Here is a 13,593-nt window from a genome sequence, read left to right on the forward strand (position 1 = left end):
ATCATTTCCTAAAAAGAATATCGCCCAATAAACTAGGGCTTAAAATGTAAGAAGGTGAAAAATTCGTGCTGTGCAAGATGGTTTTATTATAACGCCTTGCATAGTATTTTAAAAGCATTCTTTGCAAGGTGGGTTCAATGCTTGGGCTAAACCATGCGTTATTGCTCATTATTACAAAAATTTTTGAAGGGCTGTTCAAGTAAGCGGATTTGGAAGTGCCTTCATAGCAAATCAGGGGGCGGAAAGTAAAACCATCTAATGCAAAATCGCTAAAATTAGAAGCGTTGCGGTATAAATAAGCGCTTTCGCCAAAAAAGAGTTTTTCAAGGGGTTTTTGAAGAAATTCTGGTAAGGGCATGGTTTCGCCAAAGGGGGCTAAGATCACCTTATCAGCGACTTGAACGCTTTCTTTAGAAAATAAAAACGAGCTGTTGTAGAGATCATAGCCTTGAGTGCGCAATGTCCCTATTAAAATGGAAATATTACCGCTTAAATCTTCTAGTTTGGCTTTAAAAGGGGAGTTTTCTAAAGCAATAGGGTAGGCGGTCTCTGGAAAGACGATTAAGGTTTTTTTCTTATTTTGAGCGAGCTTGATTTCTTTAAGGATGTTGTTTTCAATGTTATTAAGGTAGCTTGAGTCAAATTTCAGATCTTGGGGCGTTCTTGTAGAGACTAATTCAATGTTTCCAACCTTGTTTAAACCGCTTGTTTTAAAGAAATTAAAATCCAACGCGCCAAGCAACAATAAAACCCCTATAATTCTGTATTTTTTAAATGGTTTCGCGCTCAAAAAAATGCAAGCCAAAAAAACAAGCCCTAGCGATAATTGATCTAATCTAAACACGCTGTAAGAAAAAAAGCTGTCCGGGACTAACCAATCAAATCCAAAAGGGTGGATAAAACTAAGGCTTAAAAAACTTAAAAGCCTGAAATAGGGGTTTTCAAAATAGAGCAACCAATAAAATAAAACCCCATAAACTAACGCTATTAAAATAACGATTAAAGGCAATAAATAAGTGAAATCAGAATAGCGAAAACTTAAAGCGCACCAATAAAACAACAACGCCCCCACAAAAAACCCCAAAGCAAAAGCACTGTTTTTAGGGGTTTTTAAAAACGCCAGCATGCTTAAAGGGGCTAATAAGCTTGTGAGTATGATAGGGATATAGGGGTTTTCAATAGCAAAAGCGTCTAAAAAAACATTCGCATACACGCTTGAAACAAACACGCATGCTAATAAAAAAGCGTTTTGATGGAACAGAATAAGACGCATCATTAAATGGTGAAACCTTGAGATCGTTTTAGAATATTATAGCTATATTTTATTAAAGAATTTTAGCTTGATTTTAAGGGTAGTTTTTTTTAAGTTGTGTTATTATTTTTAAATTTCAAGTCTAAAGAATGCGTCTTAATGGCGTTAAAATCATGGGCGTTTTAGCGCTCACTATCTTTGTGAGAGATAGAGAATAAAAGAAAGGTTTGGGTTTAGGGTTTGAATTATATTGATTTAGCGTTACTTGTGGTGGTGGTAGCCTTTGGGATTAGGGGATTTTATCATGGCTTGGTGAGTGAAGTAGCAGGGATTTTAGGGATTGTGCTTGGCGTGTATTTAGCGTCTCGCTATTCTGTGGCCGTTGGAAATTTATTTTCGATGCATTTGTATAATTTGGGGAATGAAACCATGACTAATCTCATTGGTTTTTTACTGGTGCTAGCGTCTATTTGGGTGTTTTTCTTAGCTTTTGGAGTGTTGTTAAGCAAGGTGTTAGACTTTAGTGGGCTAGGCATTATAGACAAGGCGTTAGGGTTTATTTTTTCATGCTTAAAGACTTTTTTAGTGTTGTCCTTTATCCTTTATGCACTCTCCAAAATGGAGTTGATGAAAGACGCTAACGCCTACTTGCAAGAAAGGAGCACTTTTTTTTCTACCATGAAAAGCGTTGCTAGCAAGTTCATGCGCCTTGATGGCGTCAAACATGTGGAGCAAAATTTTAAAGAAAACCTTGAAGAAATGAGCGATGAAGTCAAAAATAAAGAAACTTTTAACAAAGCTAAAGAATCTTTTGATAAAACGATGGATAAGGGCGTAGAATCCCTAAAAGAAAAGGCTAAAGATTTGCCTAAAAACATGCTAGAGCCAAGAACTAACCCAGATAAACCCAACCCAACCCCACAAAACCCATCTAAAGAACCTCTATAAAGGCAAAACATGTTTTCTAACCAATACATCCAACAACGCATTCATAAAGCCAACAGCTTGAGAGGAGAAGGGAAAAACCCTTATAAAAATGGCTTGAAACGAAGCTTGACAAACGCCGCTTTTTTAGAAAAATACGCTTATGTGAAGGGTTTAGAAGAGCCTAAAGACAAAGAAAAATGCGAGAGCATTGTAGGGAGGGTCAAGCTCTTGCGTTTAATGGGTAAGGCATGTTTTATTAAAATTGAAGATGAAAGCGCGATTTTACAAGCCTATGTTTCACAAAATGAATTGAACGATGAATTTAAAAGCTTAAAAAAGCATTTAGAAGTGGGCGATATTGTGTTGGTGAAAGGCTTTCCTTTCGCCACTAAAACCGGTGAATTAAGCATTCATGCCCTAGAATTTCACATTTTAAGCAAAACCATTGTGCCTTTGCCTGAAAAGTTTCATGGATTGAGCGATATAGAGTTGCGTTACCGCCAGCGCTACTTGGATTTGATAGTCAATCCTAGCGTTAAGGATGTGTTTAAAAAACGCAGTTTGATTGTTTCTAGCGTGCGGAAATTCTTTGAAATGGAAGGGTTTTTGGAAGTGGAAACCCCAATGATGCACCCCATTCCTGGCGGGGCGAATGCAAGGCCTTTTATCACTTATCATAACGCTTTAGAAGTTGAAAGGTATTTGAGGATCGCCCCAGAATTATACCTTAAACGCTTGATTGTGGGGGGTTTTGAAGCGGTGTTTGAAATCAATCGTAATTTTAGGAATGAAGGCATGGATCACAGCCATAACCCTGAATTTACGATGATTGAGTTTTATTGGGCGTATCACACTTATGAAGATCTGATTGAATTAAGCAAGAGGTTGTTTGACTACTTGCTAAAGACTTTAAACTTAGATTCAAAAATCATTTATAACGACATGGAAGTGGATTTCAATCAAACGAGCGTGATTTCCTATTTAGATACTTTAGAAACAATAGGGGGCATTAGCAAGGAGATTTTAGAAAAAGAAGACAAACTTTTGGCTTATTTGTTAGAGCAAGGCGTCAAAGTAGAGTCCAATCTCACTCATGGCAAATTGCTCGCTGAAGCGTTTGATCATTTTGTGGAGCATAAACTCATTCACCCCACTTTTGTAACGCAATACCCTATTGAAATTAGCCCGCTAGCCAGACGCAACGATAGTAACCCTAACATTGCTGACAGGTTTGAATTGTTTATTGCAGGAAAAGAAATCGCTAACGGCTTTAGCGAATTGAATGACCCCTTAGATCAATTAGAACGCTTTAAAAGTCAAGTAGCCGAAAAAGAAAAAGGCGATGAAGAAGCCCAATACATGGACGAAGATTATGTGTGGGCATTAGCTCATGGAATGCCCCCCACTGCAGGGCAAGGCATAGGTATTGACAGATTGGTGATGTTGCTCACTGGGGCTAAAAGCATTAAAGATGTGATTTTATTCCCAGCGATGCGCCCTGTTAAAAACGATTTTAATGTTGAAAGTGGAGAATAATGGCTTATTTTTTAGAACAAAGCGATAGTGAAATTTTTGAGTTGATCTTTGAAGAGTTTAAGCGCCAAAACGAGCATTTAGAAATGATAGCGAGCGAGAATTACACTTTTGCTAGCGTCATGGAGGCTATGGGGAGTATTTTAACGAATAAATACGCTGAAGGCTATCCTAACAAACGCTATTATGGAGGCTGTGAAGTGGTGGATAAAGTAGAAAGCCTGGCCATAGAAAGGGCTAAAAAGCTTTTTAATTGCCAGTTTGCTAACGTGCAAGCGCATTCAGGCTCGCAAGCCAATAACGCTGTCTATCACGCCCTTTTAAAGCCTTATGACAAAATTTTAGGCATGGATTTAAGCTGTGGGGGGCATTTAACGCATGGCGCTAAAGTGAGTTTGACCGGCAAGCATTACCAGAGCTTTTCTTATGGCGTGGGTTTAGATGGCTATATTGATTATGAAGAAGTTTTAAAAATCGCTCAAAGCGTTAAGCCTCAAATCATTGTGTGCGGGTTTTCAGCTTATCCAAGGGAGATTGATTTTAAAAAATTTAGAGAAATCGCTGATGTGGTGGGGGCGTTATTATTAGGCGATATAGCCCATGTGGCAGGGCTTGTAGTCGCTGGTGAACATGCCCATCCTTTCCCGCATTGCCATGTGGTTTCAAGCACCACTCATAAGACTTTAAGAGGGCCTAGAGGGGGGCTTATTTTAACCAATGATGAAGAGATAGCGGCTAAGATTGATAAAGCGATCTTTCCAGGGACTCAAGGCGGGCCTTTGATGCATGCAATTGCTGCAAAAGCGGTGGGGTTTAAAGAGAATTTAAAGCCAGAGTTTAAAGCTTATGCGAAGTTGGTGAAATCTAACATGCAAGTTCTCGCTAAAACATTAAAAGAAAAAAACCATAAATTAGTGAGCGATGGCACTTCTAACCACTTGCTTTTAATGGATTTTTTAAACAAGCCTTATAGCGGGAAAGACGCTGACATTGCATTAGGGAATGCTGGAATCACCGTGAATAAAAACACCATTCCTGGCGAAACGCGCAGCCCTTTTGTAACGAGCGGGATAAGGATTGGCTCAGCGGCATTGAGTGCAAGGGGCATGGGCGCTAAGGAATTTGAAATCATAGGGAATAAAATATCAGATATTTTGAATGATATTAATAATGTTAGTTTGCAATTGCATGTGAAAGAAGAATTGAAAGCGATGGCTAATCAATTCCCTGTGTACCACCAACCTATTTTTTAAGGAAGTCAAGATGACAGAAATGGAATTAAAACTTATTAAGATAGATACAAGCCATTATTTTGAAAAAAAACCGGGTCTAGGGGAGAGAGTGGATTATGCGGGGCGTTGCTATTACAATAAATTCCAAAGAGTCAATGCCATGCTCACAAGCGCGCTCATTCAAAAACATTTAAAAAGGGAAATAGAAATCGCACACAATCTCATCTTGCGTAACGATAAAGTGGAAAATATTGTGTTTGATTATAATGGGAGGAATCCGGAGCGGTTTTATCATAAGGCGCAGTTATTGCTTCGTGAGGAAGGTTTTATGAATTTTACCGCTTATAACACCAAAACGCCTGGGCATTTGCATTTGTATGTGCATAAGGGGCATACGGAATTGGGCGAGGGCGAAAGGCTGGTTAAAACCTTGTCTATGAAGCTGGCGCAAGGGTTGCCTAAAGAATGGAGAATATTCCCAAGCAACGAATGGCCTAAGGAATTTAATATTTTAGCTTTACCTTATGAAGTGTTTGCAAAAGAGCGAGGAAGCTCTTGGGCGAAGCATTTATAACAATTTTTGAAAGGATTTTTGATGTCAGAAAAAGAAAGATTGGATGAAGTGATCTTAGAAGAAGAGAATAATGGGGGCGGCACTAAAAAAGTGTTTTTGATTGTGGCGATAGCTATTATCATTTTAGCGGTGCTTTTAATGGTGTTTTGGAAAAGCACGAGAGTCGCTCCTAAAGAGACTTTTTTACAAACCGATAGTGGGATGCAAAAAATAGGCAACACGAAAGATGAGAAAAAAGACGATAGTTTTGAAGGCTTGGAGATGGAGCCTTCCAAACAAGAATCCACGCTAGACAAAGTGGTGGATAATGTTAAGAAACAAGAAAATGAAACTTCTAGCATGCCCGTTCAAACCGATCAAACTCAAACAGAGATGAAAACAACAGAAGAAACGCAAGAAGCTAAAAAAGAATTAAAAGTTGTTGAACGCGCTCCTATGGTGGCTCAAAAAGAATCTCAAGCTGCGAATAAAAAAGAAACCCCCCATAAAAAGCCTAAAGTAACGCCTAAAGATAAAGAAGCCAGTAAAGATAAAGCTAAACATATAGCTAAAAAAGAGCCTAAAGTCAAAAAAGAAGCCCATAAAGAAGTTTCCAAAAAGACTGATTCTAAAACCAATCTTACTAAAGGGCATTATTTGCAAGTGGGGGTTTTTGCACACACGCCCAACAAAGCCTTTTTGCAAGAATTTAACCAATTCCCCCATAAAATTGAAGACAGAGGGGCCACTAAACGCTACCTTATAGGCCCTTATAAAAGCAAGCAAGAAGCCTTAATGCATGCAGAAGAAGTCAGTAAGAAGATGACTAAGCCTGTTGTGGTAGAATTGCGTTAAAGGCTTTGACAAGCTAAAAGAGCCATTCTCTTTTAGGCTTATTTCTTTTAAACTCCCCAGTCTTTTTGCAAAGAAATTTCTCATTACCGCTATCTCCCTAAAATAGGCGTTCAAAACTGATACTACTTATACTATAGAAACACAGGCGGACTGACTAACGATGAACTGCTTAACATGGGCGAAGCGATGAAGAATGGGAGCGTGGCATTAGATAGTTTTAAAAAGCTTGAAAACGACTTTAGGTATGCTTACGAGTGGGAGAATAACGGCGTAAAGCTTAGTAATAGATGATTTAAATAGTGGGAATAAGATTTTTGATTTTTATAGCGGTAGGAATTTTATAGATTTTAAGGGTGCTAGTCGACACTCTGGGATCACCCTTAACGCTAGCAAGAACGCCAACGAGAAAATCATAAATGAAAAACCATTAACAAGTCAAGAGTCTCTGATTTTAGCGGAGCAGTTTATTTGTGGAATATAACAATAAGTTAGTAGGATTTTAAATAACACATGGGACAATAAAGAATTAGATAATCACTGGGTAGTAAGCAGTTATGAGTTGAAAAATACAACAGAGAAGCCAACGATTATTCCTACTCCGCAAGCAATAACAAAAGAAAAGGCATTTAATTCTTTAAACTCTGTTAAACCTAATCCTATACAAAAAGAATTAAAAAGTCAAGAGCCTTTATCCCCCCTAGAGCAAGCGAACGCTGAAAAGCTTCTTAAATTAGAAAGTGAAAGGTTAGCAAGCGAACAAGAATTTTTAAAAGCTAAAGAACAAGAAACCAAGCGTAAAGAAGCGTTAAAACGAAAATTAGAACACGAGAGGGGCAATGCGGGTAATATTGAAAGCAACACTAAAATAGAAGTAGGATCTGATATACCCACACAGATACAAGAGCAACTACCCAAGAGCCGAGTCCGGTTGAATGAAAGAGAGATTTACGATCTAGATTATGCGATCGTGAATGCAAAAGACTTGAAACCAAATGATGAAAATAAACTAATGCTAAAAAACAATAAACAAACAAAACGATAAAGATAGTTTAGTTTATATAGCAATTAAACATCAGTTAAAAGCTTTGAAGTGCTAGACATGCTTATAAAGCTAATGTATTTTGAAACTATAACATAAAAGAATGGACAAGGAATGAGACACCAGCACAATAATAGCAGTGAAAATGCATCAAATCATAAGAAAATATTAAGCGGAATATTTAAAAAAGTCTCACCTTGATTATACACAAGCCCTTTCGTCTTATGTGTTAGGGTCTCTTGGCACACTTAAAGTGTTTTTAGCATGGGATAAAAACTCAGTTTCTAAACCATTTTGTAATAATCACACAAAAGAATCAACAAGTCAAGGAGTGAAGCATGAAAATCAATCAAAACACAAAAGCGAAGAGCGCTACAAAAAACAAGCTAAAAAGTCATTTATGGGTTTTTTAAAATTAGCTATAATCAAAGCTTTAAAAAAGAAACAATCAAAAAGAGTTTTAACATGTTAGAAAAATTGATTGAAAGAGTGTTGTTTGCCACTCGTTGGTTGCTAGCCCCTTTATGCATTGCCATGTCATTAGTGTTAGTGGTTTTAGGCTATGTGTTCATGAAAGAGTTGTGGCACATGCTCAGCCATTTAAACACGATCAGCGAAACGGATTTGGTTTTATCGGCCTTGGGTTTGGTGGATTTGTTGTTTATGGCCGGGCTTGTTTTAATGGTGTTGCTCGCCAGCTATGAAAGCTTTGTTTCTAAACTAGACAAGGTAGATGCTAGCGAAATCACTTGGCTAAAGCATACGGATTTCAACGCTTTAAAATTAAAGGTTTCGCTCTCCATTGTAGCCATTTCGGCGATTTTCTTGCTCAAACGCTACATGAGTTTAGAAGATGTTTTATCCAGCATTCCTAAGGACACGCCCTTATCGCATAACCCCATTTTTTGGCAAGTCGTGATCCACTTGGTGTTTGTGTGTTCAGCGCTCTTAGCCGCCGTTACGAATAATATCGCTTTTTTGCAAAACAAAGGGCATTAAAAGGGTTTAAAGTTCTCTTTCAGGAAGGACTTTAGACCATTCTTTAATCAAGCGCAAAAAAAAGGAAGTGTCAGGCGAATTTTTTTCGTGGATTAAAATACCTTCTTCTACTGCTTCCCAAATCACTCTGTGCCGATACAAAACCAAATGCCATGATTGTTGGGCATGATCTTTGAGCGACAAACGCACTCTTTTAGCAAAAGATGGGTTGTCAAACAAGACCGCGCTTTCAGTGTTGATATAGGCAGAGCGCGGATCAATATTAAAACTCCCTAGAAGCGTCAAATTGTCATCAAAAACGATCGTCTTGCCGTGTAAGGAATGTTTGGTGCTAAAGCGCCCTTTAATCTGGCGGTTGAAAAAATCGTTTCGTATTTCATAGACATTCGCTCCCATTCGCACTAATTTATTACGATACCTTTCCCACGCCCCATAGACCACGATAGCGTCCGTTGATGAAAGGGAATTAGTAAGAATATTCAATTCAATCCCCTTAGCAATTTGATTTTTAAAGATTTTCATCATCTTTTTGCCTGGAATAAAATACGACGAAGCGATAAAAACGGAGTCTTTGGCGTTTTTAAGGGCTTTTTCAAAAGCGGTTTTGATGGGCGAATACAAGGGCGTGTCAATTTTTTTAGGCGAATCGGCTAAAAAATCTGCATTCCCATAATAAATAGGGTATTGGTATTTTTGAAAGCGTTCTATAAAGTCATTGACTTTTTTTTCAAACTCATTAATATCTTCAGCACTGATAGGGATTTTTTCATGGAGTTTAGCGATTTCTTTGGCGTTGTTTTTGAGTCTTTTATGGGTTCTTAACAATGAAACAGGAATGGAGCGGTGGAATTTCCAATAATTTTCAAAACTTTCTTTAGCCTTTGAGGCAACCCCCCCAAAAAACAAAGCGTCTAAATCTAAAAAATTCGTTTCTAAATCGTTATCAAAATAATTGTCCCCAATATTGCGCCCCCCTATAATGACAGCGAAATTATCCACGATAAAAAGCTTGTTGTGCATGCGTTTTTTAATGCGTTCATAGTCTGCGAGCATTTCAAAATAGCGCAAGCCTTTATTGCGGATATAGTAGGGGTTAAAAATTTTCACTTCAATGTTTTTGTGGAAATTTAAAAGCATAATATCTGAAAAATCTGAATCTAACCCGTTGTCATCTAAAAGGATGCGCACTTTTACCCCACGATTAGCCGCATTTAAAAGTTCTTTAGCGATCACTTGAGAAGAAAGATCGTTCTTATAGATATAAGTTTGCATGTCAATGCTTTTTTGGCTCATTCTAATAAGGCCCACTCTATGCAACAAAGCGTCAAAGCCATCTTCTAAAAGAATGGCCGCACTATAGTTAGGGCGCTCTTTTAGATTTTTGGCATACAAACTCCCAATGGTGGTGGTGTAAGGGTCATAAGAGATAGGGGGGTTTGAAATGGGAGTTTTATAAACTAGCCCAAAACACCCACTAAAAAAAAAGACGCTTAAAAGAACTAAAAAGATTTTCAAAAACGACCCACTAAAAAAATTAGCGGCTTTTACCCACTTTCAACATTCGGTTGCGCAAAGTAGCGATACTGCTTTGCAAGGGTAATTCTTTAGGGCAAGTGTCATGGCAAGCGATTAGGCTCATGCACCCAAAAACGCCATCATCATCGCCGACTAATTCATAGAAATCATCATCGCTTCTTTCATCGTGGCTGTCAATCATAAAACGCATGGCTCTGTTCATGCCAGCAGCTCCAATGAAATTAGGGCGCATGAGTTTGGTCCCGCAAGAGGCGATACAGCACCCGCATTCAATGCATCTGTCTAATTCAAAAACCTCTTGGGCTTCATCAGGCTCAATCCTTTTTTCCGGTTTGGTAATATCCACTTCTTCTTTAGAATGCGCCCAACTCTCCACTCTTTTAGTCATGTCCAAAAACCAATCGCCGGTATTCACGCTCAAATCTTTAATGAGCGTAAAACTAGGCATGGGCATCAGCGTGATCACCCCACTTTCAAAGCTAGAAGTTAGGGTTTTGCAAGCCAATCTCGGCCTCCCATTAACCATCATCGCACAAGATCCACAAATCCCAGCGCGGCACACAAAGTCAAAGCTCAAATCCGGATCCTGATGCTCTCTAATGAGGTTTAAAGCGATAAAGAGCGTCATGGACGGCGTTTCTTTCAACTGATACTCTTTAAAATGCGGCTTACTCACTGCGCTTTGAGGGTCAAACTTTAGCACTCTAACGATAATTGTTCGTTCATTATCACTCATGGTGTTCTCCTTTTAGATTGGCGTTGTGTTTGTCTAATAAATCATGGACATTGAAAGAATACAAATGTTCCCCCCTAGCCCTAACCTCTTCATCTTCTAAACGCATATTCCTAGCTTTGTATTTTTCTTGCAATTCAAAAGGCATGAGTGCATGCTGGACTTCCACTCTGTCTTTTCCAAGCTTTTCTAACTCTAAAATCGTTTTTAAAATTTCAGCGTCGCGCTCTTCTTTTTTGGGGTGGGGAATGAAATTACCCTTTTTGCCATAGCCCCTAAAATCAGGGCTGATTTCCATTTTCATCACATCTAATTCTTCGTATTCAATCGTGGGCATGTCTTGCTCAGCGCTAGGCCAGCTCGCTAAAGTCCGATTAAGCCATTTTTCATCGTCTCTTTTAGGGTAATCAATCCTTGTGTGAGCCCCTCTGCTTTCAGTGCGCAGTAACGCCCCTTGAGTGATACAAAGCGCGAGTTTGAGCATTTTTTTGGTGCGATAAGCGTCTTCTAATTCAGGGTTATTGTGCAAAACCTTGTTTTTCACGCAAATGTTTTTGGAGCGTGCATAAAGCTCTTGCAATTCTTTAAGGGCTTCTTCTAACCTTTTGCCTTCTCTAAAAACGCCTACTTTTTCATCCATGACTTCTTTCATGCGTTCTCTGATTTCATACACATCTTCCTTGCCTTCATTGTGCAATAAAAAGTGCATGTAATCTTGGCTTTCTTTAATGAAAGCTTCAACTTTTTGCGTGTTGATTTCAATTTGCGCTTCCAAACAATGCGAGGCGAAATAATCCCCTATAATCATGCCAGCCACCACAGCCTCACTCACAGAATTTCCCCCCAAGCGGTTAAACCCATGCAAATCCCAGCATGCCGCTTCGCCCGCACAGAACAAGCCTTTCAAATGGGTTTCGCCTTTAGGGTTTGTCCTAACCCCACCCATAGAATAGTGTTGCATGGGTTTTATGGGGATCCAGCCTTTTTGTTTAGCCATCGCTTGCCCGTATTCGGGTTCATTAGTAGGCGCTCCTTGTATGTTGTCTTTGGTTTGCTCTTCGCTATCAGCCGGATCAATTCCCGCAAAAGTCATGGCAATATCGCGCACATCTCTTAAATTTTTTTCCACATGATTACGCCCTAAAATAGCAATATCCAACCACACATGATCCCCATAAGGCGATTTAGCCCCATAACCTTTTTGGATATGCTCTAAAATCCGCCTTGAAACCACATCTCTGCTCGCAAGCTCTTTTTTCTCTGGCTCATAAGCGGGCATGAAGCGTCTGCCAAACTTGTCTCTCAAAACCCCTCCATCGCCCCTACAACCTTCGGTCATTAAAATCCCGCTTGGCACTAAAGCGGTAGGGTGGAATTGCACCGCCTCCATGTTGCCTAACTTAGCCACGCCGGTTTCTAAAGCGCTTGCAGCCCCAGCTCCATCGCAAATCACAGCGTTAGTGGTGTGTTTATACACGCGCCCATAACCTCCGGTAGCTAGAAGCGTGCCTTTAGAAACATACGCTGAAATTTCGCCGGTGATCAAATCCCTTACCACCGCCCCATAGCACTTGTTATCATGATGAATGAAAGCGAGCATGTCTTTTCTGTCTTGAATATCCACCTTGTGGTGCAAGGCTTCATTAGCGACTGCATAGAGCATGGTATGCCCTGTGGCATCAGCGGTAAAGCATGTGCGCCATTTTTTAGTGCCGCCAAAATCACGGCTTAGAATATAGCCATGCCTGTCGTCTCTTTCAGTGATAGTAACATGCTCGCCATTAACGACCGCAGGCCTATCGCCTTTTTTGATCCTAGTCCAAGGCACTCCCCAACTAGCCAATTCCCTAATGGCTTTAGGGGCAGTGGTTACAAACATTCTGGCCACTTGCTGATCGCAACCCCAATCGCTCCCCTTAACCGTGTCTAAAAAGTGCAAATCTTCGTTATCGCCCTCGCTTTTTTTAGCGTTCGCTAGGCTTGCTTGCATGCCTCCTTGAGCGGCTGCAGAGTGCGAACGCCTGACAGGCACTAAACTCAAAACAATGGTATTTAAACCCTTTTGTTTGCATGCAATACTAGCTCTTAATCCGGCTAGCCCGCCTCCAATAATCAACGCATCACAATATGTTATTTTCATTTTCTACCCTTATTCTTTGTGGAATTTCCCATCAGCTTCTATGGCTTCTTGCATGGTTTTAATGCCATTATCTTTGTTTTCCAAACCTTTTTTGATATAAGCCCCATAGGTGCAAAGCCCTAAAACAATAAAAAACACGCTCATCGCCCATTTGATTTTCCTTAAGCCTTGAATGCTGATGTTTTTAAACCACCCCCATTTAATCGCTAAACGATACAACCCAATAGAGCCATGCAATTCTACGGCAAACAATAAGAAAATATACAAAAGCCAAAAGTTTTGCGTGACAAAACGATAGCTTGAGCCATGAGGCCCGATGCTTTCAGGCTCTGTGAGCATGACAAACAGGTGGATACTCGCTAAGAAAAACATCGCAAACCCCGTGAAAGCTTGGATAAACCACAAACTCGTATCGCCATGCTTCATCAAATGCTTATGGGTTTTAAAAACCTTGTATTGCCTGTAATTGATAGGGAATTTCCTTAACGCCAAAAACGCATGCACCACTAAAATAAGAATGATCCCTGCTGCAACCACGCTTACAATCGCTGGTTCGCCCGCTTTTAAAAACAAGCTCCCTTCAAAAAATTTCGCCACTTTATACATGGCTTCATCGCTAATTAAGATGCTTGAAACTAAAAACATGTGCACTATCATAAAGAGCGCTAAAATCAAGCCCGTAGTGCTTTGTAAAAAATCCAGCTTCGCATAAATACCGCTCTTTTTAAGCCCTTTGCTAGCGCCATAATAACCCTCTATAATCTCTTCTTGTTGCATAAAAATTGCTCCTAAAA

Annotated in this window: 12 protein-coding genes and 1 pseudogene; 8 read left to right on the forward strand and 5 right to left on the reverse strand. The window is 39.6% G+C overall.

Annotation, left to right across the window (positions count from 1 at the left end):
- Position 1 precedes the first annotated feature (1 nt).
- Positions 2–1,273, reverse strand: a complete 1,272-nt coding sequence (locus AA977_RS00865) for an apolipoprotein N-acyltransferase (RefSeq protein WP_064435169.1) — start codon at positions 1,271–1,273, stop codon at positions 2–4.
- Between the two features lie 219 nt (positions 1,274–1,492).
- On the opposite strand from AA977_RS00865, the gene AA977_RS00870 reads away from it, so the two are divergent.
- The 8 genes and pseudogenes from AA977_RS00870 (at position 1,493) to AA977_RS00910 (ending at position 8,390) form a co-directional block, all read left to right on the forward strand.
- Positions 1,493–2,200: a CvpA family protein gene (locus AA977_RS00870; protein ID WP_064434212.1), complete on the forward strand. Its 708-nt coding sequence runs from the start codon at positions 1,493–1,495 to the stop codon at positions 2,198–2,200.
- A gap of 9 nt (positions 2,201–2,209) precedes the next feature.
- A complete protein-coding gene (lysS, locus tag AA977_RS00875; protein ID WP_064434213.1) occupies positions 2,210–3,715 on the forward strand; it encodes a lysine--tRNA ligase in 1,506 nt (501 codons plus the stop codon).
- Positions 3,715–4,965, forward strand: coding sequence for a serine hydroxymethyltransferase (locus tag AA977_RS00880; protein WP_064434214.1), 1,251 nt, complete (start codon positions 3,715–3,717; stop codon positions 4,963–4,965). Before lysS ends, AA977_RS00880 begins: the two co-directional genes overlap by 1 nt.
- A 10-nt stretch (positions 4,966–4,975) precedes the next feature.
- Positions 4,976–5,518, forward strand: coding sequence for a DUF1882 domain-containing protein (locus AA977_RS00885; protein ID WP_033619182.1), 543 nt, complete (start codon positions 4,976–4,978; stop codon positions 5,516–5,518).
- Positions 5,519–5,539: 21 nt separating this feature from the next.
- Positions 5,540–6,352, forward strand: a complete 813-nt coding sequence (locus AA977_RS00890; RefSeq protein WP_064434215.1) for a hypothetical protein — start codon at positions 5,540–5,542, stop codon at positions 6,350–6,352.
- Positions 6,353–6,526: 174 nt separating this feature from the next.
- Positions 6,527–7,346 (forward strand): annotated as a pseudogene (locus AA977_RS08030) (DUF3519 domain-containing protein); the annotation flags it as partial.
- Positions 7,347–7,617: 271 nt separating this feature from the next.
- Complete coding sequence (locus AA977_RS00905; RefSeq protein WP_080472356.1) at positions 7,618–7,863, forward strand: hypothetical protein; 246 nt, start codon at positions 7,618–7,620, stop codon at positions 7,861–7,863.
- Positions 7,857–8,390, forward strand: coding sequence for a TIGR00645 family protein (locus AA977_RS00910; protein ID WP_064434217.1), 534 nt, complete (start codon positions 7,857–7,859; stop codon positions 8,388–8,390). The genes AA977_RS00905 and AA977_RS00910 overlap by 7 nt, the downstream gene beginning before the upstream one ends.
- A gap of 6 nt (positions 8,391–8,396) precedes the next feature.
- Here AA977_RS00910 and clsC read toward each other — a convergent pair whose 3' ends face one another.
- From clsC to AA977_RS00930, 4 genes are read right to left on the reverse strand one after another with little or no spacing between them, the layout of a single operon-like run.
- On the reverse strand, positions 8,397–9,905 hold the full coding sequence (gene clsC, locus AA977_RS00915) for a cardiolipin synthase ClsC (protein ID WP_064434218.1): 1,509 nt from the start codon (positions 9,903–9,905) through the stop codon (positions 8,397–8,399).
- A gap of 19 nt (positions 9,906–9,924) precedes the next feature.
- Positions 9,925–10,662 (reverse strand): fumarate reductase iron-sulfur subunit, encoded by a 738-nt coding sequence (locus AA977_RS00920; RefSeq protein WP_001282382.1) that lies wholly within the window; start codon positions 10,660–10,662, stop codon positions 9,925–9,927.
- Positions 10,655–12,799 (reverse strand): fumarate reductase flavoprotein subunit, encoded by a 2,145-nt coding sequence (locus tag AA977_RS00925; RefSeq protein ID WP_064434219.1) that lies wholly within the window; start codon positions 12,797–12,799, stop codon positions 10,655–10,657. The genes AA977_RS00920 and AA977_RS00925 overlap by 8 nt, the downstream gene beginning before the upstream one ends.
- A 9-nt stretch (positions 12,800–12,808) precedes the next feature.
- Complete coding sequence (locus tag AA977_RS00930; RefSeq protein WP_064434220.1) at positions 12,809–13,576, reverse strand: fumarate reductase cytochrome b subunit; 768 nt, start codon at positions 13,574–13,576, stop codon at positions 12,809–12,811.
- Positions 13,577–13,593 lie beyond the last annotated feature (17 nt).

Origin of the sequence: Helicobacter pylori (assembly GCF_001653455.1) — a bacterium.
Taxonomy (GTDB): Bacteria; Campylobacterota; Campylobacteria; order Campylobacterales; family Helicobacteraceae; genus Helicobacter; species Helicobacter pylori_A.